The organism is Frigidibacter sp. MR17.14 (assembly GCF_037095735.1).
Taxonomy (GTDB): Bacteria; Pseudomonadota; Alphaproteobacteria; order Rhodobacterales; family Rhodobacteraceae; genus Frigidibacter.
Map to the genome: position 1 here is coordinate 83,626 of NZ_JBAWKD010000002.1, position 21,418 is coordinate 105,043.

General features: G+C 70.4%; 17 protein-coding genes and 1 tRNA gene. 13 read left to right on the top strand and 5 right to left on the bottom strand.

The window, feature by feature from the left end; translation table 11 throughout:
• Positions 1–36: 36 nt before the first annotated feature.
• The 3 genes from V8J36_RS05585 to V8J36_RS05595 all read right to left on the bottom strand — a co-directional run bounded on the left by V8J36_RS05585 (position 37) and on the right by V8J36_RS05595 (position 3,840).
• On the bottom strand, positions 37–351 hold the full coding sequence (locus V8J36_RS05585) for a hypothetical protein (RefSeq protein ID WP_336466290.1): 315 nt from the start codon (positions 349–351) through the stop codon (positions 37–39).
• A 163-nt stretch (positions 352–514) separates the two neighbouring features.
• Entirely contained in the window at positions 515–2,506 is a 1,992-nt protein-coding gene (locus V8J36_RS05590) for a potassium transporter Kup (protein WP_336466291.1), read from the bottom strand.
• Between the two features lie 389 nt (positions 2,507–2,895).
• Positions 2,896–3,840 (bottom strand): 3-hydroxyacyl-CoA dehydrogenase NAD-binding domain-containing protein, encoded by a 945-nt coding sequence (locus V8J36_RS05595; protein ID WP_336466292.1) that lies wholly within the window; start codon positions 3,838–3,840, stop codon positions 2,896–2,898.
• A gap of 235 nt (positions 3,841–4,075) precedes the next feature.
• On the opposite strand from V8J36_RS05595, the gene V8J36_RS05600 reads away from it, so the two are divergent.
• Positions 4,076–4,762 carry a hypothetical protein gene (locus V8J36_RS05600; protein ID WP_336466293.1) on the top strand — a complete coding sequence of 229 codons (687 nt, stop codon included), beginning with the start codon at positions 4,076–4,078 and terminating at the stop codon, positions 4,760–4,762.
• A gap of 40 nt (positions 4,763–4,802) precedes the next feature.
• Here V8J36_RS05600 and V8J36_RS05605 read toward each other — a convergent pair whose 3' ends face one another.
• Positions 4,803–5,537, bottom strand: coding sequence for a PP2C family protein-serine/threonine phosphatase (locus V8J36_RS05605; protein ID WP_336466294.1), 735 nt, complete (start codon positions 5,535–5,537; stop codon positions 4,803–4,805).
• A gap of 1,695 nt (positions 5,538–7,232) precedes the next feature.
• On the opposite strand from V8J36_RS05605, the gene V8J36_RS05610 reads away from it, so the two are divergent.
• The 10 genes from V8J36_RS05610 to V8J36_RS05655 all read left to right on the top strand — a co-directional run bounded on the left by V8J36_RS05610 (position 7,233) and on the right by V8J36_RS05655 (position 18,474).
• Complete coding sequence (locus tag V8J36_RS05610) at positions 7,233–7,901, top strand: GntR family transcriptional regulator (RefSeq protein WP_336466295.1); 669 nt, start codon at positions 7,233–7,235, stop codon at positions 7,899–7,901.
• Between the two features lie 14 nt (positions 7,902–7,915).
• Positions 7,916–9,949, top strand: coding sequence for a hydantoinase/oxoprolinase family protein (locus V8J36_RS05615; protein ID WP_336466296.1), 2,034 nt, complete (start codon positions 7,916–7,918; stop codon positions 9,947–9,949).
• Positions 9,946–11,556: a hydantoinase B/oxoprolinase family protein gene (locus tag V8J36_RS05620; RefSeq protein WP_336466297.1), complete on the top strand. Its 1,611-nt coding sequence runs from the start codon at positions 9,946–9,948 to the stop codon at positions 11,554–11,556. Before V8J36_RS05615 ends, V8J36_RS05620 begins: the two co-directional genes overlap by 4 nt.
• On the top strand, positions 11,556–12,170 hold the full coding sequence (locus tag V8J36_RS05625) for a TRAP transporter small permease subunit (RefSeq protein WP_336466298.1): 615 nt from the start codon (positions 11,556–11,558) through the stop codon (positions 12,168–12,170). Before V8J36_RS05620 ends, V8J36_RS05625 begins: the two co-directional genes overlap by 1 nt.
• Positions 12,167–13,522 (top strand): TRAP transporter large permease, encoded by a 1,356-nt coding sequence (locus tag V8J36_RS05630; RefSeq protein WP_336466299.1) that lies wholly within the window; start codon positions 12,167–12,169, stop codon positions 13,520–13,522. Before V8J36_RS05625 ends, V8J36_RS05630 begins: the two co-directional genes overlap by 4 nt.
• A gap of 15 nt (positions 13,523–13,537) precedes the next feature.
• Positions 13,538–14,527, top strand: coding sequence for a dipeptidase (locus tag V8J36_RS05635; protein ID WP_336466300.1), 990 nt, complete (start codon positions 13,538–13,540; stop codon positions 14,525–14,527).
• Positions 14,527–15,648 (top strand): Xaa-Pro peptidase family protein, encoded by a 1,122-nt coding sequence (locus V8J36_RS05640; RefSeq protein ID WP_336466301.1) that lies wholly within the window; start codon positions 14,527–14,529, stop codon positions 15,646–15,648. The genes V8J36_RS05635 and V8J36_RS05640 overlap by 1 nt, the downstream gene beginning before the upstream one ends.
• A gap of 43 nt (positions 15,649–15,691) precedes the next feature.
• Positions 15,692–16,765 (top strand): TRAP transporter substrate-binding protein, encoded by a 1,074-nt coding sequence (locus V8J36_RS05645; RefSeq protein ID WP_336466302.1) that lies wholly within the window; start codon positions 15,692–15,694, stop codon positions 16,763–16,765.
• A gap of 204 nt (positions 16,766–16,969) precedes the next feature.
• A complete protein-coding gene (locus V8J36_RS05650) occupies positions 16,970–17,992 on the top strand; it encodes a glutamate cyclase domain-containing protein (RefSeq protein ID WP_336466303.1) in 1,023 nt (340 codons plus the stop codon).
• Positions 17,993–18,398: 406 nt separating this feature from the next.
• Positions 18,399–18,474 (top strand) — tRNA-Thr (locus tag V8J36_RS05655).
• A 53-nt stretch (positions 18,475–18,527) separates the two neighbouring features.
• Here V8J36_RS05655 and V8J36_RS05660 read toward each other — a convergent pair.
• The gene (locus V8J36_RS05660) at positions 18,528–18,845 is read right to left on the bottom strand and encodes a helix-turn-helix domain-containing protein (RefSeq protein ID WP_336466304.1); all 318 of its coding nucleotides are present in this window, start codon (positions 18,843–18,845) and stop codon (positions 18,528–18,530) included.
• A gap of 190 nt (positions 18,846–19,035) precedes the next feature.
• Between V8J36_RS05660 and V8J36_RS05665 the strand changes: the two genes are divergently transcribed.
• On the top strand, positions 19,036–20,031 hold the full coding sequence (locus V8J36_RS05665; protein WP_336466305.1) for a phosphotransferase enzyme family protein: 996 nt from the start codon (positions 19,036–19,038) through the stop codon (positions 20,029–20,031).
• Positions 20,028–21,335 carry an aspartate aminotransferase family protein gene (locus tag V8J36_RS05670; RefSeq protein WP_336466306.1) on the top strand — a complete coding sequence of 436 codons (1,308 nt, stop codon included), beginning with the start codon at positions 20,028–20,030 and terminating at the stop codon, positions 21,333–21,335. The genes V8J36_RS05665 and V8J36_RS05670 overlap by 4 nt, the downstream gene beginning before the upstream one ends.
• Positions 21,336–21,418 lie beyond the last annotated feature (83 nt).

Genomic DNA, 21,418 nt, shown 5'->3' on the forward strand with positions numbered 1-21,418 from the left:
CGCGGGCCCGGCCGGCGGATCACCCCCGGACGTCGCTCAGGCGCAATGCACCCGCCACGACAGCGCCGTGATCGCCTCGGCCCCGCCATTGCCGATCACCACGGTCGAGGGGCGGTGGCCGACGGGGGTCTTGCCCTGCGCCACGCACAGCGGGCGGATGATCCGCGCGGCGCCGTCGGCGTTGATGAAGCCGGTCTGGGCGATGACGTGATAGCTGTCGGCACCCGAGGCGGTGACGCGGTAGACATAGGGCGCGTAGGCCCGCGGAACCGGGACGGTGGTCGCGGCACAGGCGGCACCGGCGGCGCAGAGCGCCGAAAGGCCCAGCAGGGCGGCAAGGGATCGGGTCATGATCTGCTCCGGGTCTGGGATCTGGTGGCAGGCACCTGAAGACCGGGGCACATCGGGGCCCCGCCCCGCGATGGTAGCCCGCCTTCCGGGGCCGGCAAGGCGGGCCCGGAGAGCGGACCCGGCAAGGCAGGCCCGGCAAGGCCGGACCCGCAAGGCGGGCCTGTCAGAAGGTCACGCGCTCCCCAAGCTCGATCACCCGGTTGCGGGGCAGCCGGAAGTAATCGGTCGGATCGGCCGAGAAGCGGTAGAGAAGCGCGAAGACGTTGCGCTGCATCCGGTCGAGGATGAAGCCCGGCGCCGGCACCGGGCGCTTGCGGCCAAGGAAGAAGCTCGTGCTCATCACGTCGAACTTCAGCCCCCGCGCCCGGGCCATCATCAGCCCGCGCGCGACGTTCGGATCCTCCATGAAGCCGAAACGCAGCGTGAGCCGCGCGAAGCGGTCCGAGATCACCTCGAGTTCGATGCGTTCCTCGGGCAGCGCCACCGGCATCCTGAGCGATTCCACCGTCATCAGCACCGTGCGATCGTGCAGAACGCGGTTGTGCTTGATGTTGTGCAGCAGCGCCGAGGGCACCACGGAGGGGTCGGCGGTCAGGAAGAAGGCGGTGCCCGGCACCACCTCGACCGTGCCCTTGGCCGCGCTGCGCTCGATCGAGCCGCGGAAGCTTTCGAAGCTGACGGCGTTGCGCAGGTTCTTCAGCAGCATCGCCTGCGTGCCGGCCCACCAGCACCACATCATCAGCCCCAGCACCGTCGCGACCAGCACCGGGACATAGCCGCCCGCCGGGATCTTCACCACGTTCGCGGCAAGGAACGACAGCTCGAACAGGCCGATCGGCACCAGGCCCAGCAGCAGCGGCCAAGGCAGCCGGCCCGAGGCCTTCAGGTAGAGGATCACGAGGATCGTGGTCAGCACCATCGTGCCGGTCACCGCGAGCCCGTAGGCCGCGGCCAGCGCCTCGGACGATCGGAAGTCGATCACCAGCCACAGCACGCCCGCCAGCAGCGCCCAGTTGATCACCGGGACGTAGATCTGCCCCGACTGGTCGGCCGAGGTGTGGCGGATCCGCATGCGCGGCAGCAGGCCAAGCTGCATCGCCGCGCGGGTCATCGAGAAGGCGCCCGAGATCACCGCCTGGCTGGCGATGATCGTGGCCAGCGTCGTCAGCAGGACGAAGGGCGCGAGCAGCCCCGCGGGGATCATCGCGAAGAAGGGCTGCTCGATGCTGGCCGGGTCGCGCAGCACGATCGCGCCCTGCCCGAGATAGTTCAGCAGCAGCGCCGGCATCACCAGCGCGAACCAGGCGACCACGATCGGCTTGCGTCCGAAATGGCCGAGGTCGGCATAGAGCGCCTCGGCCCCGGTGACGGCGAGGAAGACCGCGCCCATCACGATGAAGGCGGTGGCACGGTGATGGGCGAGGAACGTCAGCGCGTGCCATGGGCTGAAGGCCGAGAGCACCGAGGGGTGCTGGGCGATCTGCACCAGCCCGGCAAGGCCGAGCACCAGGAACCACAGCAGGCAGATCGGCCCGAAGAACCGCGAGACGCGCACCGTGCCGCCCTTCTGCACCCAGAACAGCCCGAGCAGGATCACCACCGTCACGCTGACCACCCAGGGCGCCAGATGCGGCGCGACCAGCTCGCCCCCCTCGACCGCGGACAGGACCGAGATCGCGGGGGTGATGATCGCATCGCCGAAGAACAGCGCCGATCCGGCGATGCCCAGAAGCAGGACCGGGATCGAGCGGCGCCCGATCGCAAGGCGCACCAGCGTGTAGAGGGCGAGGATCCCGCCCTCGCCGCGGTTGTCCTGCTTGAGCAGGAACAGGACGTATTTCACCGTCACGACCAGCAGCACCGCCCAGATCAGCAGGGACAGCAGTCCCAGCACCTCGGCGCGTTCCAGCCCGTCTTCGGCGACGGGCCGCAGCGCCTCGCGGAAGGCGTAGATCGGGCTGGTGCCGATGTCGCCATAGACGACCCCCAGCGCGCCGAGGGCGAGCGCGGGAAGCGATTGTCCTTGCGGGGAATGGGGCGTTTCCGCCTCGGCATCCGCCTCGGCGTCGAGATAGGCGGCAATGTCGAGTTCATCCTCGTCATAGCCGGCCCCGGCAGGGCTGGGAGCGCCCGTGCCGGGAAGGGAGGAGGCCATTTCGGACCCTTTCGTGCGAAACCACCGTCGTTCGACTTATCACGAAATCGTGGCTCGGCAAATCGGGGTGCCGCGCCGCGGCGGAAGATGGCCGGCCCGCGGCGCGCTGCGCTTTTCGGGACGGCCTGAGGATCGGCACGAACTTCATTGCGGCAAGGGGCGCCGGTCCTGTCCGGCCACCATCCCGGCCCGGGCCCCCTGCCCGGCGCTTCCCGCGGTCCGTTCCGGGCCAGCTTGGGCCACAGTCCAGCGCGGAGCCCGACCCAGAACGAATCTCTGCGCAGCATGTGCGTCAGCCCACCGCGGGCCCCGGCCGGGCGCCGCCCGGCCCAAGTCCGCCTCAGCCCATCGCGGGCCTCAGCCCAGACCCGCCTCAGCCCAGACCGGCGTCAGTCGAGAACCGGGCGCCGGGCCAGCGCCTCGACCAGCGCCTCGTCGCGCCGTTTCGCAAGGGCCGCGGGGTCGAGCCCGGCCGTCGCCTCGGCCATCGCCGCGACCAGCCGCGCCTTGACCGTGTCGTCCAGCACCGGCGCGCCCAGATCGGCCCACCAGTCCTCCATCGCCGGGCCGATGTGATCGAGGAAATGCGCCATGCCGCCCTCGCCCCCCGCAAGGTGGAAGGTCAGGTGCGGCCCCATCAGCGCCCAGCGCAGCCCCGGGCCCGAGACCAGCGCCGCGTCGACATCGGCCAGCGAGGCCACGCCCTCGTTCACCAGATGCACCGCCTCGCGCCAGAGCGCGGCCTGCAGCCGGTTCGCGACATGGCCCGGCATCTCGCGGTTCAGGCGGATCGGGCGCTTGCCGATCCGGCGGTAGAAGGCCATCGCCAGCGCGATCGTGTCTTCCGAGGTGTCGCCGCCCCCCACCACCTCGACCAGCGGGATCAGGTGCGGCGGGTTGAAGGGGTGGCCGATCACCAGCCGCTCGGGGTGGCGCATGTGGGCCTGCATCGGCGAGGGCATGATCCCGCTGGTCGAGCTGGCGATCACCGCCGCGGGGGCCAGCACCGGCTCGATCTCGGCCAGCAGCGCGCGCTTGATCTCGAGCCGCTCGGGGGCGTTCTCCTGCACGAAGGCCGCGCCCTCGCAGGCGGCGGCGGGCGCCGCATGCACCGAGAGCCGCGCGAGCCCGGTCTCGAGCGGCTCGGAGGTCAGCCCGAGGCGCAGCATGTCGGGCCAGGCCCGCGCGACGAAGCCCGTCACCCGCGCCCCGGCGCCGCTGGCGGGCTCGCCCACCCTGACCGTCAGCCCCGCCGCCAGGAACCGCGCCGCCCAGCTTGCGCCGATGCTGCCCGCGCCGATCACCGCCACCGTGCCGATGCTGTCCGCCTGCATGTCACCCTCCCTGCATGCCTCGGCCCCAGTCTATGCGGTCGCGCGGGGGATACCAGCCTTACGCTTTTCGCTCGGTGGTTGACGTCGTTTCCGCGCCCCCGTCTGGGCCCGTCACCGCGATGCGGATTGTCGCGGCGGCGATTAGATCTGCCCTGAAATCACCTTTTCCGCAGACGACTGCGGCCGGATTCGCCCCGCAGGGCGGCAGGGTGGAAACCAATGGAAAGTCGAGAAGATGGGACTGATCGGAACGATCTCTGGATCGACCACGAGCCTGCTTTTGCGCACGACCCAGAGCACGGCGGCAACCGGCCCGCAGGCTGCGACCGGAACAGGGGCCAACACCGGAGCCAGCGACGCGACCGCACCGGCCGACAGTGGCGGCACGCAGGCCGCGACGCCCGCGGTGGTGATGGACATTTCGGAAAGCGCGCTGTCGTCCGCGGCCGCTCCCTCGACCACGGTGCTGCCGGCGCCGGACCCCGCGCCCGCCCCCGCCGCGGACGCGACGGCCGAAGACGCGACGGCCGAAGATGCGACCGCCGGAGACGCGACCGCCAATGCGGCGGCCAGCGACAACGGGACCGCGGCGCAGGCACCCGCGGCAAAGGCACTGGCGGGCCCCGCCGCGACCCATGCCGCCGCGCCCTCGCGCGTGGCTGCCGCAACGGCGGCATCGGCGGCCCGCGTGGAGGCGGCAGGGGCCGCGACCACTGACGGGACCGCCACGACCGAGGCCGAGGACCGCACCGCGGCCATCGCCCTGCGCGACAAGCTGGCCTTCGCCAAGCTCTTCGCGGCGAACGAGGACGAGGCGCCCTCGGCATTGACCGGCAGCGATGCCAGCATGCGCGGCGCCTATGCGTCCGCGCGCGGGCTTTCCGGCACGCCCGCCCCGGACCGCGGCACCGACCGTCTCTGACGGCCGGGCGGCTCGGCGAGGGCGCCCCGGAGCCGGGGCCTCAGTCGGAAAGGTGGCAGCGCACGACGACGGCGGTGACGTTGTCGAGCGCGCCGCGCGCCAGCGTCTGCTCGATCAGCATCGTGCAGGCGCTTTCCGGCGGCAGCGCCGCGAGGATCTGCGCGATCTCGGGGTCTGTGACGTGCTCCGTCAGGCCGTCCGAGCACAAAAGGAAGGTGTCGCCCGGCGCAAGGAAGCCCGCGACGACCTCGGTCGCGCGGTCCGGCGCGATCCCCACGGCGCGGGTGACGAGCCCGCGGCGCGGCCAGCGATCGGCCTCGGCGCGCGACAGCGTGCCGGCCTGCACCAGCGCCTCGGCTTCGGTATGGTCGGTGGTGACCTGCCGCAGCACGCCGTCGCGCAGCTGGTAGACGCGGCTGTCCCCGGCCCAGATGCAGGCGAAGCCCAGCCCGTGGATCAGCAGTGCCGCCATCGTCGCACCGACCGGCACCCCGCCAAGCTCGCGAGAGTGCTGCAGGATCGCGTCCTGCGCCGCGTCGAGCCGGGCATGGAAGGCGGCGTGCTGGCGCTCGGGCGTCGGCGCCGGGTCGAGGCCGGCCATCGCCTCGGTGATGGTGCGGCTGGCGACATCGCCCGCGGCATGGCCGCCCATGCCGTCGGCGACCAGCCACAGTCCGGCCTCGGGATTCAGCAGGAAGCTGTCCTCGTTGCGACTGCGCTGGCAGCCGATGTCGGTCGCACCGGCACCTTCGAGCCGGTATCCCTTGCGGATCATTGCCTGTCCTCCGCGGTCTGTGCCGCGCGTGCCCCGAATTCGGCCCCGCCTGCCCCTCGCGGCGGGGCCGGAGCGGTGTCGCGGGAACGCGTCCCGCGGTCGGTGGGCCTGCGGGTGCGGCCGGAAGCTGGCAGGTTCCGCGGGCGGCGGCAAGCGGTCATCCGGCGGCGCGGCGCGCTGGCGCCGATTGCCGCCGGACCGGCGGAGGGATGCCGCGCGGGACTGATCGCGCGGGCGGCGGGCATGGCGGTGGCGCAGGTCGCGTCGCCTTCTCTGTCATGGCGGCAGGGTTGCGCTCATCGGCGGACGGCAGATCTGCCACGTCCCGCTGAACGTCGAGACCGCGGCAGCGATTCCGGCGGCGTCGGCGGTGTTGCAACTGTTCATGAACGAGCCATGTCACGGCATCCGAGCGAATGCGGCGAATGCGGCGGATCTGGATCTCGGCGGTCTGCCAATCCGGTGAGCTTCAGGCGATGCGCTCGCCAAAGGTCTTGAGGTCGCACGGGTGAACGCCACAGGCTCGAGAGAGCCTGCGACGTCCTCCACGGCCCGATCCGACTTCGGATCTGTTGGCCGACAGGACGCTGCCGGCTGGCCAGTCCCCGGCGTCGTGTGTCGTACACGATCCCGCTTGCGGCCAGAGCGGGCGGGCAGCCTCTTGTCCCCGCGCGGCCCTACTTGCGGAGCGGGCGTGAGGGCATGCCCGCCAAGGGTCCGAGGGAATGCCCGAAGGCTTTGGCTCCCGGTCCGACGATCGCGTCAGGACATTGTCCGGTATCATTGGCGGCGTCGGCCATGCCCGAACCATCCCCTCATCCTCGGGGCGTTGTGCCAGCCGGTCAGGCGGCCGCGGGCTTTGAATTCGATGCCCCGGAGCTCGCCGGTCTGCGCGTCCATGCCAATGCGAACCTTGCGCCGTCGCCTCCGGCGAAACGCACCTTGCTTGCGCGCCTGCCAGCCGTCCACGATCACGCGCGGCTGTGCCCGTGACGGCCAGCTTCGCTTCGACGTGCAGATCAGCGCCCCGTTTGCTGGCGCGCTCCTCGTTCGATATGCCGTCACCTTCGCTCACGAGGTCGCCCCCGCGGTGCCAGACCGCACGGCGAGAGGGATCCGAAGCAAGCGCGTCGCGCATCTGTCCGAACCTCGGTTCCGGTCGCCTGTCTGAACGATGCCTCTTCAGGCACGGCACCTATCGTCCGCCGATGTCCGAAATCCCGCGCGGCTGAGCCCCCGCTCCTACCGAAATCGGATGCGGAAGGTCGGAGCTTCGGTCTTCGGGCCGCCAGTCGAGATGTCTGCCTGAGCGTGCAGGGGTCCGCTTCCGGCGCGAGGCTGCCGCCTTCGATGTGGCCGCCGGATCTTTCCCCGTCCGAGCTTGGGCGCCGACGTGACCCTGCCGCCCGCGCGCGCTCTTCGTCAGGAACCGGGCGCGTGACTGCCCCGAGTTACAGGGCGTCATCCTCCGTCCCCGGCAGAGCATGAATCCGAGCGCGGTGCCCGAGCGAGAGTCGGCGACACCAGCCCTTTTTCCTCACGCCGCCGGGTCAAACGTTCGTACGCCGCCTGCTTTCGCGGCACCTGCGCCCAAACGGCAGGCAGTGACCCCAGCCCCCGTGATACGGTCGATCATTTGGTTGACAATCTGGCAAGCCAATCTGCAAACCAGTATCCGAGCCACGGGAGACCGCGATGACCGAGCAGACAGAGACCGAAGACCGCTTCGACACGGAGGAGCTGATCGCCGTCCTGCGCCAACGCATCGTGCGCGAGGGTTACGCCGCAGGACAGCGCCTGCGGGAACGCCAGATTTCAGAGGAATTCGGCACGTCCCGCGCTCAGGTGCGGGAAGCCTTCGCAGTGCTGACCGAGCGCCGCCTGCTCACCCGTCAGGCCAATGTCGGCGTCACCGTCACCCGGCTGAGCCCGGCCGAGATCGTCGAGCTTTACGAAGTGCGCGGCGCGGTCGAAGGACTTGCCGCCCGCCTCGCGGCCGAGCGCGCCCCGGATGGCGCCTGGGACAGCCTTCGGCGCCGCTTCGGGGCCGAGGCGGACCAGATGATCGCCGCAGCCGATCTCGACGGCTACGGCCGGCTGGTCGACGAGGCGCAGAAGGGTCTCGTCGATCATGCGCGCAACCCGGTGCTGGTCGAAACGATGGGCCTTCTGGGGGACCGCGCCGCGGTGCTGGCGCGCCGCTCGATCCTGCTGCCGGGCCGGACGGATGTCGGCCTGCGCATGCACCGCGACCTCATCGAGGCGCTGATCGCCCGCGACGGCGATGCAGCCGAACGCATCAAGCGCGCCAACCTCGCCGACGCCTGCGAGCGGCTGGTGCGCTTCGCCGACTACCTGCGCTGAAAGGACGACCCGACATGACCGCAACCGGCTGGAACATCGGCATCGACGTGGGCGGGACCTTCACCGACATCGCCGCCGTGCATCTGGGCGACGGGCGCATGGAAGTGCTGAAACTGCCCTCGACCCCCAAGGCGCCCGACGCGGCCATGCTCGAAGGCGTGTCGCGCCTCGCCGCCCGCATCGGCATCGCGCCCTCGGACTTCGCCCGCGTCGCCCATGGCACCACCGTCGCGACCAATGCCCTGATCCAGGAGCGCGGCGCGAAGCTGGCGCTGATCACCACCCGCGGCTTCCGCGACGTGCTGGAGATCGGCCGCCAGATCCGCCCGCACATGTTCGACTTCCACACCGACATTCCCCGCCCGCTGGTCCCCGAAGACCGCCGGTTCGAGATCGCCGAGCGGCTGCTGGCCGACGGCACCGTCCATATCGCGCTGACCGAGGCCGAGATCGCCCGCGTCGTCGATCTGGTCGCGGCCTCGGGCGCCGAGGCCTGCGCCGTCTGCCTGATCCACGCCTACCGCAACCCCGACCACGAGGCGCGCATCGGCGCCGCGCTGAAGGCCCGCCTGCCGGGGATCTTCCTGTCGCTCAGCCACGAGGTGCACCCCGAGTTCCGCGAGTTCGAGCGGTTCTCGACCACCGCGGTCAACGGCTTCGTCCAGCCCGAGATGGCGCAGTATCTCGCCCGGCTCGAGGCGGGGCTCGCCGCGCTCGGCTCGGCCGCGAAGATCGGCATCAACCAGTCCTCGGGCGGGCTGATGCCCATCGGGCGCGCGGCGCAGCTGCCGGTGCGCACCGCGCTGTCGGGGCCCGCCGCGGGCATCGTCGGCGTGCTGGAAACGCTGGGCGACAGCTCGCAGGGCGATTTCATCACCCTCGACATGGGCGGCACCTCGGCCGATGTCAGCCTCGTGCGCGGCTTCGCCCCCACCTTCACCTCGGAACGCGAGATCGAGGGCCGCCCCGTCAAGCTGGCTTCGGTCGACATCAACGCCGTCGGCGCCGGCGGCGGCTCGATCGCCTGGATCGACACCGACGGGCTGATGAACGTCGGGCCGCAGTCCGCGGGCGCCGTGCCCGGCCCCGCCTGCTATTCGAAGGGCGGCACGCGCGCCACCGTCTCGGATGCCAACCTCTTCCTTGGCCGGCTGTCCCCGACGCTGCTGGACGGCGCGATGCAGCTCGATGCCGACGCCGCCGCGACGGTCATCGCCGAACTTGCCACCGCGCTGGGCCTCAGCCCGCAGGAGACGGCGCTGGGCATCATCGAGATCGTCAACGCGACCATGGTCCGCGCCATCCGCCAGATCTCGGTCGAGCGCGGGCTCGACCCGGCCGGCTTCGACCTTGTCGCCTTCGGCGGCGCGGGTCCGCTGCACGGGGCCGACGTGGCCCGCGCGCTTGGCATCGGGCGGGTGATCATCCCCGCCCGCCCCGGCCTGCTCTGCGCCGAGGGCCTGCTGAACGCCCCCCTGCGCGAAGACTATGTGCAGGCGCTGGGGCTGCGGCTGGACGACGCCGGGCTGGTATCGCTGGACGCGGCCGCGGGCGCGCTCTGCGCCCGCGCCTCCGACTGGTTCACCGCGCAGAAGGCGACCGGCGACATCGGGCTGGCCGTCGACCTGCGCTATGTCGGGCAGAATTACGAACTGCGCGTCGCGCTTGGCGCACAGATCGACGAGCCGACGCTGCGCGGCGCCTTCGTCGCGCTGCACCGCGAAATGTACGGCCATGCGGATGAGACCGCGCCGATCGAGATCGTCGCCCTCCGCGCCGAGGCGCTGATCCCCCTGCCCCGTGCCCCGGACCCCGCGCGCCGCCCCCCCGGCCCGGCACCTGTTCCGACCGGCACCCGCCCCGTCCTTCATGACGCGGCCGGCCCGGTCGGGGCCTTCGTCTATCGCCGCGAGGCCATCGGTCCCGGCCAGTCCGTCACCGGCCCCGCCATCGTCGAGCAGACCGACAGCACCATCGTGCTCGGCCCCGGCGACCGCGCCACCGCCGACGCGCGCGGAAACCTGATCATCGAGGTCGCCCGAGCATGACCACGCCCCTCTCTCCCATCCGCCTGCAGCTGCTGCAGAACGCCCTCGCCTCGATCACCGACGAGATGTTCGCGGCCCTCACCCGCACCGCGTTTTCGGGCAACATCAAGGAACGCCGCGACCATTCCACGGCGATCATCGACACGGACGGCAACCTGATCGCGCAGGCGCAGCAGTCGCTGCCGATCCACCTGTCGGGGCTCATCGGTCTTGTCGCCGCGATCCGGGCCGAGCATCCCCTGGACACGATCCGCCCCGGCGACATGTTCATCGCCAACGACCCCCACGAGGGCGGCGGCTCGCACCTGCCCGACATCAACACCGCAGAGCCGGTGTTCATCGACGGCGAGCTGACCTGCTTCGTCTGCACCATCGCGCACCATTCCGACATCGGCGGGGCGCGGGCGGGCTCGATGGCCTCGGGCCTGACCGAGATCTGGCAGGAAGGCATCCGCATCCCGCTGGTCAAGCTCTACAGCGAGGGCAAGCGGATCGACGACATCTGGCGGCTGATCCTGCTGAACATGCGGATGCGGGAAGAGCGGCTGGGCGATTTCAACGCGCAGTTCGCCGCCTCGCGTCTCGGGCTGCGGCGCATGGCCGAGCTGGCGAAGACCACCGATGCGGCCACCCTGACCGCAGCCTTCGCCGGCATCCTCGAGGGGACCGAGCGGCGGATGCGCAGCGCCATCGCCGCGATCCCCGACGGCACCTACAGCTTCGAAGACCGGATGGACGGCGACGGGCTGGCGGTCTTCGACATCCCGATCCGGGTCCGCATCACCGTGACGGGGGACCGGATCGCGATGGACTTCGCCGGCACCGGCGCGCAGGTGCCCGGCAACATCAACCTCGTCTTCAACGGGCTGCAATCCACCGTCAGCTTCGCGCTGAAGGTGCTGCTCGACCCGCGGGCGCCGAACAACTCGGGCCTTCTGCGTCCCGTGTCGATCACCGCGCCCGAAGGCTCGATCGTCAACGCCGTGGCGCCGGCTGCCGTCGCCCATCGCGTGCAGACCGGCATGCGCGTCGTCGACGCGATCTTCGGCGCCCTCGCCAAGGTGCTGCCGCAGGCGGTCACCGCCGCTTCGAACGGCTCGAACACCTCGGCGATGTTCTACGGCCGCGATCCCCGCACCGGGCGCGAATACGTCTATTTCGAAACCCTCGGCGGCGGCTCGGGCGCGCGGCTCACGCGCGACGGCAAGGACGGCGTGCAGGCGGGCCTCACCAACACCTCGAACCTGCCGGTGGAAGCCATCGAGGCCGAATATCCCCTGCTGGTCGAGGGGTACAACCTGATCCCGGGCTCGGGCGGCGCGGGACGCACCCGCGGCGGGCGCGGCATCGCCCGCGCGATCCGGCCCATCGGCCATACCACCGTCTTCTCGGGCTCGGGCGAGCGCTTCCGCCTTGCGCCCTGGGCGCTCGAGGGCGGCGAACCGGGCCGGCCCGGACGCTTCTACCTGAACCATGACGGCCAGGAGGCGCCCGAGGCGCTGAGCGAAAAGGCCTCGCGCATCGAGATCACCCCGGCCTCGGTCCTTGTCATCGAAACCCCCGGCGGCGGCGGCTGGGGCCGCGCCGCCGACCGAAAGGAGCCGTGATGGAAACCGCCCTCACCCTTGGCAGCGGCCTGCGCCGCGGCATCGAGGCGGTGGCGAAGGTCATGGCGCTGGCCGCCGGCTGGGCCTATTTCGCCACCGCGATCTTCATCACCATCGACGTTCTGGCGCGCAAGTTCCTGGGCGTCAGCTCGGGCGCCACTACCGAGATCTCGGGCTATCTTCTGGCCTTCGGCATCAGCTGGAGCCTCGCCCATGCCCTGGCCGAACGGGCGCATATCCGCATCGACCTGCTGGTCGAGAAACTGCCGATCGCCGCGCGGGTCTGGGCGCATCTGGTGGCGCTGCTGGCGCTGCTGGCGCTGATCGCGATCCTCGTCTGGTCGGCGACCAACGTGATCGAAGAGACGCTGCTGTTCCAGGCGCGCGACCTCTCGGCGCTGCGCATCCCGATGATCCTGCCGCAGGGCCTCTGGGCCTTCGGGATGTTCATGCTGGCGCTCTTCGCCTTCGCGCTGACGCTCGAGGTGGTGCTGCTGCTGGCCGCCGGCCGGCCCATGGACATCGAGGCGCTGATGCACCCGCGCAACGCCGAGGATGAAACCGAAGAGACGATCCGTGCCCTGCACGATGTCGAAGAGGACGCCCAGAAATGATCATCCTTGCCGTCTTCGTGCTGTTCCTCGGGCTCTTCGCCTGGCTCTCGCTGTCGGGCAACGCGCCCGACATCGCGATCTGGCCGATCATCGGGCTGTCGCTTCTGTTCGCGGGCTGCTTCGCCGCGGGCGTCTACATCGCCGCGATCCTCGGCGTGCTGGGCGTCGTCACGGGCTTCGTCTTCTCGGACCGGCCCTTCTACAACTTCATCGGCTCGGTCGCCTGGACGACCTCGTCGAACTACGTGCTGATCGCGCTGCCGCTGTTCCTGCTGATGGGCGAGCTGCTCTTGCGGTCGGGCGTCAGCGCCAAGCTCTACAAGGCGCTGAACCTCTGGCTGAACCGGCTGCCGGGCGGCCTTCTGCACACCAACATCGCCAGCTGCGCCATGTTCTCGGCGATGTCGGGATCGTCGATCGCCACCGCCGCCACCATGGGATCGGTCGCGCTGCCGCAGTTCGAGGGCACGGCCTACGACAAGCGCGTGGTGCTGGGCTCGCTCGCCGCGGGCGGTGCGCTCGGCTCGCTGATTCCGCCGGGCACGATCCTGATCATCTACGCGCTGCTCACCAACACCTCGGTCGGCGGGCTGTATGCCGCGGCGCTGGTGCCGGCCGCGCTGGTGACGCTGTTCTGCTTCGGCGTGATCTTCCTGCACGGCCTGCGCAACCCGCTGCCCGAAAGCGGCCTGCGCATCCCGCTGTCGGCCAAGCTGAAGGGGACGCTTGGCATCGTGCCGACGCTGATTCTGATCGCGCTGGTGCTGGGCACGATCTACGGCGGTCTCGCCACCCCGACCGAGGCCGCGGCCTTCGGCGTCGCCGGCGCCGCCTTCTTCGCGCTGATCGAGGGCAAGCTGACGCTGCGCGCGCTGAACGAAAGCGCGCTGGCCGCCGCGCGCAACACCGCGATGGTCGGGCTGATCCTGATCGGGGCCTTCGTGCTGAACTACATCCTGACCAGCCTGCGGGTGCCGCAGACAGTGGCAGAGATGATCGCGACCCTGCCGGTGCCGGGCTGGGTGATCATGGCCGCGATCGTGCTGGTCTATCTGGCGATGGGCACGATCATGGAGGGCTTCTCGATGGTCGTGACCACGATCCCGGTGATCTTCCTGGTGGTCATGCACCTTGGCTACGACCCGATCTGGTTCGGCGTGATGGTCACGCTGCTGGTCGAGATCGCGCTGATCACGCCGCCCGACGGCACGGTGATGTACGTGCTGCAGGGCCTGCGCAAGTCCGGCCCGATCACCGACATCTTCGAAGGCGTGATCCCCTTCGTGGGCGCCTATCTGGCGGTGATCGTGCTGCTGCTGTTCTTCCCCGGCCTCGCGCTGATGTTCCTCTGACGAAAGCCTGATGTGATGACCAAGACCCCCCTCATGATCGACATGCTCGGCGGCGCCGTGGGCCTTCTGACCCCGCCCGCCACCGATCCGCTGGCCTATGGCAAGAAGCTGACCGACGGCGGGCTGTCGGCCGTGAACCTGACGATGGCGCTCTATGCCCGCGACATCAAACCGGTGCTGGTCGAGTTCTTCGACTATCAGAACCTCTTCGCCGACGCGCCGCACCGGCTGCTGCACGTCAAGACCACCGAAGACATCCTGACCGCCCGCGCCGAGGGCAAGCTGGGCGTGATCCAGGGCGTGCAGGGCCTGCATTTCATCGAGGACCAGACCCCCTACATCCAGATCCTCGCCACGCTCGGCCTGCGGGTCGCGGCGCTGACCTACAACGAGGCGACGCAGTTCGGCGCGGGCTGCCTCGACCCGATCGACAACGGGCTGACGCTGATGGGCCGGCGCGCGGTGCGCGAGCTGAACCGCTGCAACATCCTGATCGACGTGAGCCACGCGGGCGAGCGCACCAGCCTCGAGATCGCCGAGATGTCCGAGGTCCCGGTCGCCGCGACCCATTCCAACGCCAAGGCCGTGACCCCCTCGGGCCGCAACCTGAGTGACGCGCAGATCAAGGCCTTCGCGGCCACGGGCGGCGTCATCGGCATCTCGCCCTACTCGCCCTTCTGCGGGGTCGACGCGCGCCCGACGCTGGACGACGTGCTCAGGCACTTCCGCTACGTGGCCGACCTCGTGGGCCCCGAGCATGTCGCGATCGGGACCGACTACTTCCCGCATTCGAAGATCAAATGGGAGAACGGCACCCGCCGGATGTATCCCGAGATGGTCGGCCCCTATGTCTTCGAAACCCTCTATGCCGAGGGGCTCGCCGATCACCGCGACCTGCCGAACCTGCCCGCCGCGCTGGAAGCGGCAGGCTTCTCGGCCGCCGAGGTCGAGGGCATCTGCGGGCTGAACGCCCTGCGCGTCCTCAAAGCCGCATGGGGGGCGTGATGCTGTTCAACCGCGAGCGGGCCACGGCGATCATGCAGCGCGACGGGCTCGACCTGATCCTGCTGTCGGACCCGCGCACCTTCCTCTACGCCACCGACTTCACCGCGCCCTCAACCTTCTCGTTCCTCGACCGCCCCTTCCTCGCTCTCGTCGACGGCGCGACGACGAAGGCGGTCGTGCCCTCGTGGGATTTCGACGACTTCAGGATCCGCTCCTGGGTGACCGAGGTGGTGGGCTACACCGAATTCGCGACCGACCGCGACGAGGGGCTGCTGCCCTCGTGGAAGGTCGCCCTCGACCGCTGGCTGCCGCAGACCGGCCGGATGGGCGTCGAAGAGCGCTACCTGCCGAAATGGATCCGCGACACGCTGGTCGAGCTGCGCCCGAACCTCGTGCTGGTCGATGCCCAGCGCGCGGTGCGCGACATCCGCACCGTGAAGACGCCCGAGGAAATCGCCCGCATCCGCATCGCGACCGCGGCGATGGAAGCGGCGGCGGGCGATCTCTTCGCCGCGGCGCGCGATGGCGTGACCGAGGCAGAGCTGGGCCGGGTCTACGCCACCGGCGTCTCGTCGCGCGGCTGCGAGAACATCGCGAACTTCGTCCTGGGCTTCGGCCCCGGCGGCGCCGTGGGCCACGCGATCCCGGGCGAGCGCCGGCTGGCCCCGGGCGACGCGATCCGCTTCGACCTCGGCGCCCGCTACAAGGGCTATCACGCCGACACCGCGGTGACGCGGATGTGGAAGCAGATGACCGCCGAGCAGGAAAACCTCTATCGCGGCTGCCTCGACAGCCAGCGCGCGGCGGCGGAACTGCTCTGCGCCGGGCGCCCGGTGCGCGAGATTTACGAGATCTGCATCCGCACCGCGCGCGACCGCATCCCGACCTTCCGGATGGAGCATGTCGGCCACGGCCTGGGGGTCGAGCATCACGAGAACCCGCCGCTGATCGGCACGGGCGAGGCGGTGCTGGAAGCCGACATGATGATCAATGTCGAGACGCTGTTCCTCGACCCCGTCCACGGCGGCTTCGCCATCGAGGACACCTACCTCGTGACCGAAACCGGCTTCGAACAGCTGACCGGCTTCGACCGCAGCCCGATCCTGATGCCGGCCCGCTGAGGCCGGAAAGGACCCCCAACGACAACAACAGGGAAAACAAACGATGAAAAACCTCTCCACCGCCGCGGCGCTTCTGCTCGCGCTGTCCGTCCCGGCGCTGGCCGCCGATCCCTCGCTGACCGAGGCCGGCAAGCCGGTCACGCTCAAGACCGTGACCCAGACCCTGCCGACGCTGACCCAGTACACCAAGGTCGAACAGCCGAACTACGCCCAGGTCCCGGCCTGGTCGAAGGACCGGGTGAAGATCGAGGCCTCGACCTGGGCCGAATACGGCGTGCAGGCGGCCGACATCCTGAACCTGGTGCGCCAGGGCCAGATCGACGTCGGCGCCGCGCCGCTCGCGCAGGTCTCGGGCCAGGTGCCGTTCCTCGAGATCGCCGACCTCGCCGGGCTCTCGCCCGATGTCACAACCGCCAAGAAGGTCACCGACGCGGTCATCGACAGCTCGAACGAAGCGCTGTCGAAATTCGGCATCCGCATCATCGGCACCTATCCCTTCCCGGCCAACGTCATGTTCTGCAAGGGCGAGATCGGCGGGCTCGGCGATCTGAAGGGGCGCAAGGTCCGCACCTTCGGCCCCTCGCAGAACGACCTGGTGCAAAGCTTCGGCGCCCAGACCGTCTCGATCGGCTTCCCGGAAGTCTACGGCGCTTTGGAAACCGGCGTCGCCGACTGCGCGGTGACCGCCGCGCTCTCGGGCAATGCCGCGAAATGGTACGAGGTCACCGACTCGATGCTGAACATCCCGGTCAGCTGGGGCACGGGCGGCTACTACGTGAGCCAGGCCTGGTGGGACAGCCTCGATCCGGCGGTGCAGAAGTTCGTGGGCGATCTCTATGCCAAGATCTCGGACGAGGAATGGGCGCTGGCCGCGGCCGGCACCCAGGACGGCGTGGCCTGCAACACCGGCGACGCGGCGAACTGCAAGATCGGTCAGCCGGTGCCCGAGGCGCAGAAGATGACCGTCACCAATGCCTCGGCCGAGGATGCGGCACTGCTCAAGTCGAAGCTCGCCGAGGTGGTGATCCCCGCCTGGGTGACCCGCTGCGGGGCCGATTGCGCCACAAGGTTCGACGCGATCGTCGGCCCGATCACCGGCCTGAAGGCCGCCAACTGACCCGCGCCCCCTCGGGGGCCCCAGAACTCGGCGCGTGCGGCCCTCTCCCTGCGCGCGCCGGCCCCGGAACCTGCCTCCGCCCTCTCCCGGCGTGATGGCAGGTTCCACTCCCCGCGTGGCGGCTCCGCTGGCCGCCACGCGGGCCCTTGGAATGACAGACCGACGCCGGGCCCCGCCCCGGCGCACCGAAGACGGAGACGACCCTTGGACGACATCATCGGCGAAGCGCTCGACCGCCTGATCAACGTGGAAATGCGCTACGCCTCGGGCGTTCCGCGCGGCATCATCCACCGCCTCTACGACGCGGCCCGCGCCGAACAGGGCCGCCCGCTGACCACCCTCGCCGTCGAGGCGATCATGGCCGCGGTCAAGCCCGGCGACCGGGTGCTGGTCGTCACCGGCGCCGGCGCGCCGCCCTATCTTCCGGCGGGCGAGACCGACGGCCCGCTGGGGGCCGTGGCCATCGCCCATGCCCTCGATCGCGGGCTCGGCGCCAAGCCGGTCTTCCTGTCCGAGGCGCGCAACCTCGGCCCGATCATCGCCACCGCCGAGGCCGCGGGCCTTTCCTGCCTGCCCGAAGAGCTGTTCGCAGCCCGGCCGCAGGCGGCGCTCTGCGAAGCCCTGGTGCTGGCTCCCGAAGACACGATGGCCCAGGCCCGCGACCTGATCGCGCGGCACCGGCCCTCGATGGTGATCTTCGTCGAGAAGGGCGCGCCGAATGCCCAGGGCAAGTTCCACTCGATCACCGGCATGGGCCGCGACCGGACGCTGATGGCCAGCGCCGACCACCTGCATGCCGCCGCGGTCGCGGCCGGCGTGCCGACGCTCGGCGTGGGCGACGGCGGCAACGAGGTGGGCTTCGGGCGCATCCCCGAGGCGGTGGCCGAGATCCAGGAGTTCGGCCGCGAATGCCGCTGCGGCTGCGGCGGCGGCGTCGGCACCGTGGTGCCGGCCGACGTGCTGGTGGTCGCGGCGATCTCGAACTGGGCGGGCTATGCGATCGCGGCCGGGCTCGCGCTTGCCAGCGGCCGGCCCGAGGCGCTGCACGATCTCGAGGTCGAGGCCGACATGCTGGCCGCCTGTGCCCGCGCCGGCGCGGTCGACGGGCTGACCGGCCGTCAGGCGAAGGGCGTCGACGGCACCACCGGTGCGACGCAGCTGGCGATCATGACGATGATCCACAACATCGTCGACAACGCCCGCCGCCCGCTGATGCGCGGTTTCTGAGCCGGCGGGCCCGAGGGCAGGCACGCTGCGGTGTCGTCGGGCGCTCTCGCCCCGCGACACCGCTCCCCCCCGAAGAGCGCTTTCGGTCAGAAGCCTCCTGTGGACAGGGGAGCCGAGCCTTGCACCGAAATCGAAGGATCGATGCACGACTTAAAGGCCGTGCACGACGAAAGCCGCTTTCGGACGCGCGGCACGCTCGTGTCGGCAGCACCGCGACGCTGTTCCAGCAGGAAAACGGATGACGGGATGCGCGCCGTCGACGCTCGAGATGCGTCCGCTCTGACCGGCTTGCGTCGACCAAAGTCGCGAAGCCTACGGCAGCAAGATTGTCGCAAGCTGCCTGCGTCCGCTTCCATCAGGTTGCCGCTTCTCGAATCGTGATTTTGGCGTTAGTCACCCCCCGGCAGCCCCTATAGCTCAGATGGTAGAGCACCTGATTTGTAATCAGGGGGTCGGCGGTTCGAGGCCGTCTGGGGGCACCACCGCATCGCGCGCCCCCCTCCCTGTTCCCTGCCCGCAGCGGTCCCGGCCACGCTCAATGCGCGCCGAACATCCGCGTGCGGACCGTCACGGCCTCCTGCTCGGCCAGATCCCTGTCGGTGACCTCGAGCGCGGCGCAGAGCCGTGACAGTTCCTGCCGCACGGGCGGGCATTCGCGCCGCTCGATCAGCGCCAGCCGGTCGATGTCGACGCGCGCGCGTGCCGCAAGATCCATGCGGCGCAGGCCCAGAGTCATTCTCCAGGCGGCGACGGGGCTGACCCCGCGGCCGATCATCCGCTGGGCGATCCGGCGGTTGCGGGCGGCATTGGGCACGGCAGGCATGCCCGGGTCGATCTGCTCGTGGACGGTCATCGTTTCCTCCCTTGTGACCGGGGTCCTCACGAAGAAAAGGTGACTCTGGATTGCGCCAATTTTTTGACAATCAACCCAGGGAGGATTTTCTTCTCGGCATCCCCCGCCAAAAGGGCCAACGCAAATGTTGCACCCGCCACAGAAATCAGGTTGCATCCGCAGCACCAGCAAGACCCTGAACGGATTCGCGATGCTCTATGCCCCCGACTTTCTCGCCCGGTTGCAGGCCGGCCTCGCCGGGGCGATGACCGCCTGGGGTCTTGGCCCGGACACGCGGCTGCGGCTGCTGACGATTTCCGAGAACGCGACCTTCCTCGCGGAAGCGCCGGACGGCAGCGCGCGGGTGTTCCGCGTCCACCGCCCGGGCTATCACAGCGAGGCGCAGATCCTCAGCGAACTGGCCTGGATCACCGCCCTGCGCGAGGCCGCGGTGATCGACACGCCGCGCCCGATCCCCGGGCTCGACGGCCGGCTCCTGCACACCTTCGACGACGTGGGCACCGAACGGCAGGTGGTCTGCTTCGAGTTCGTCCCCGGCCGCGCGCCCGACGAGGACGGCCAGCTTGGCCAGTGGTTCCGCCACCTCGGCGCGATCGCGGCCAGGCTGCACGGCCACGCGCGCAGCTTCGCCCGGCCCGAGGGCTTCACCCGCAAACACTGGACCTGGGACCGGATCATCGGCCCCGGCGCCTACTGGGGCGACTGGCGCGCGGCGCCGGGCCTGTCCGCGGCCGAGATCGCGCTGCTCGAAACCTGCGCGGACCATCTGCGCGCGCGGCTCGACGCGCTGGGCCAGGACCCCGAGGTCTTCGGCCTGATCCATTGCGACATGCGCGCCGCGAACCTGCTGGTCGACGGCGCGCGCCTTTCGGTCATCGACTTCGACGACTGCGGCTTCTCGTGGTTCGGCTACGATTTCGCGGCTTCGGTCAGCTTCATCGAGACCGACCCCGCCCTGCCGGAGCTGCAGAGGTCCTGGGTCGAAGGCTACCGCTCGGTCGCGCCCCTCGATCCGGCGATCGAGGCGGCGCTGCCGATGTTCGTGATGCTGCGCCGGATGCAGCTGACCGCCTGGCTCGCCTCGCATGCCGAGACGCCGACGGCGGCCGAGCTGGGCGCCGCCTACCCGGCCGGGACGGTGGCTCTGGCGAAGGACTGGCTGGCCGCGGAAGGAGTACCGGCATGAGCGCGACCACGCAGATCCTCAACCTGAACCGCTACGATCCCAGCGGGCCGCTGCCCGAGGGGCGGCTGGGCACGATGCTGGCCGACCGCCAGCGCCATGCCGGCGCCAGCTCGGTGCTGGTCTATGCGCAGCCGGTCGAGATGGTGCGCGGCGAGGGCGTCTGGCTGCACGGCGCCGACGGGCGGCGCTATCTCGACACCTACAACAACGTGCCCTCGGTCGGGCATTGCCACCCGAAGGTGGCCGAGGCGATCGCCCGGCAGGCGGCGACCCTGACCACCCATACCCGCTACCTGAACGGCGTGGTCGAGGCCTATGCCGAAAAGCTGCTGGCCACCTACCCGGCCGAGCTGTCGAACCTGGTGATGACCTGCTCGGGGACCGAGGCGAACGATCTCGCGATGCGGATCGCGGCCTCGGGCAGCGGCCGGCAGGGCTTCATCGTCACCCGCGCCGCCTATCACGGCAATTCGTCGGCGGTGAACGAGATCTCGCCCTCGGCCTGGAAATCGCGCCAGCCGGGCGCCCATGTCCGGCTGGTCTCCGCCCCCGCCGGCAAGGATCCCGGCCCGTCCTTCGCGGCCGAGGTGGCCGAGGCCGCGGCCAGCCTGCAGGCCGCGGGCTTCGGCACCGCCGCGCTGGTGGTCGATTCGATCTTCTCCTCCGACGGGATCTACGCCGACCCGGCGGGCTTCATCGCCCCCGCGGTGGCGGCGGTGCGCGCCGCCGGCGGGCTCTTCATCGCCGACGAGGTGCAGCCGGGCTTCGGCCGCACCGGCGCCGCGCTCTGGGGCTTCCAGCGCCATGGCGTGACCCCCGACATCGTCACCATGGGCAAGCCGATGGGCAACGGCTTCCCGATGGCCGGCGTCGTCACCCGACCCGAGCTTCTGGCGGGCTTCTGCGAAGAGACCGGCTATTTCAACACCTTCGGCGGCAACCCCGTGGCCGCCGCCGCGGGCCGGGCCGTGCTCGAGGTGATCGAGGAAGAGGGCCTGATCGAGAACGCCCGCAGCACCGGCGCCTATTTCCTCGACGGCCTCGCCGATCTCGCCAGCCGCCACGCGCGGATCGGCGGCGTGCGCGGCGCCGGGCTCTTCATCGGCCTCGACTTCGTCGACGCCGAGGGCGCGCCCGACACGCCGCAGACCAACGCGGTGATCAACGCGCTGAAGGACGAGGGCATCCTGATCGGCGCCGCCGGACTGTACGGCAACACGCTGAAGATCCGCCCGCCGCTGCCGTTCACGACCGAAAACGCCGACCAGTTCCTGACGACCCTGGCCGGCATTCTCGCCCGCTGACCCTTTCGGCTTGGCGCAAATACTCAAGGGGGAGCGCCCCAGCGCGGGGGCGGAGCCCCCTCTTCCCCCTTTCGCATTGGCCC

Excerpts from the sequence above, each read along its gene's own strand:
- V8J36_RS05645 (WP_336466302.1), top strand. The coding sequence starts at position 15,692 with ATGAAAAACCTCTCCACCGCCGCGGCGCTTCTGCTCGCGCTGTCCGTC.
- V8J36_RS05600 (WP_336466293.1), top strand. The coding sequence starts at position 4,076 with ATGGGACTGATCGGAACGATCTCTGGATCGACCACGAGCCTGCTTTTG.
- V8J36_RS05615 (WP_336466296.1), top strand. The coding sequence starts at position 7,916 with ATGACCGCAACCGGCTGGAACATCGGCATCGACGTGGGCGGGACCTTC.
- V8J36_RS05670 (WP_336466306.1), top strand. The coding sequence starts at position 20,028 with ATGAGCGCGACCACGCAGATCCTCAACCTGAACCGCTACGATCCCAGC.
- V8J36_RS05630 (WP_336466299.1), top strand. The coding sequence starts at position 12,167 with ATGATCATCCTTGCCGTCTTCGTGCTGTTCCTCGGGCTCTTCGCCTGG.
- V8J36_RS05625 (WP_336466298.1), top strand. The coding sequence starts at position 11,556 with ATGGAAACCGCCCTCACCCTTGGCAGCGGCCTGCGCCGCGGCATCGAG.
- V8J36_RS05590 (WP_336466291.1), bottom strand. The coding sequence starts at position 2,506 with ATGGCCTCCTCCCTTCCCGGCACGGGCGCTCCCAGCCCTGCCGGGGCC.
- V8J36_RS05640 (WP_336466301.1), top strand. The coding sequence starts at position 14,527 with ATGCTGTTCAACCGCGAGCGGGCCACGGCGATCATGCAGCGCGACGGG.
- V8J36_RS05595 (WP_336466292.1), bottom strand. The coding sequence starts at position 3,840 with ATGCAGGCGGACAGCATCGGCACGGTGGCGGTGATCGGCGCGGGCAGC.
- V8J36_RS05665 (WP_336466305.1), top strand. The coding sequence starts at position 19,036 with ATGCTCTATGCCCCCGACTTTCTCGCCCGGTTGCAGGCCGGCCTCGCC.
- V8J36_RS05585 (WP_336466290.1), bottom strand. The coding sequence starts at position 351 with ATGACCCGATCCCTTGCCGCCCTGCTGGGCCTTTCGGCGCTCTGCGCC.
- V8J36_RS05610 (WP_336466295.1), top strand. The coding sequence starts at position 7,233 with ATGACCGAGCAGACAGAGACCGAAGACCGCTTCGACACGGAGGAGCTG.
- V8J36_RS05605 (WP_336466294.1), bottom strand. The coding sequence starts at position 5,537 with ATGATCCGCAAGGGATACCGGCTCGAAGGTGCCGGTGCGACCGACATC.
- V8J36_RS05620 (WP_336466297.1), top strand. The coding sequence starts at position 9,946 with ATGACCACGCCCCTCTCTCCCATCCGCCTGCAGCTGCTGCAGAACGCC.
- V8J36_RS05660 (WP_336466304.1), bottom strand. The coding sequence starts at position 18,845 with ATGACCGTCCACGAGCAGATCGACCCGGGCATGCCTGCCGTGCCCAAT.
- V8J36_RS05635 (WP_336466300.1), top strand. The coding sequence starts at position 13,538 with ATGACCAAGACCCCCCTCATGATCGACATGCTCGGCGGCGCCGTGGGC.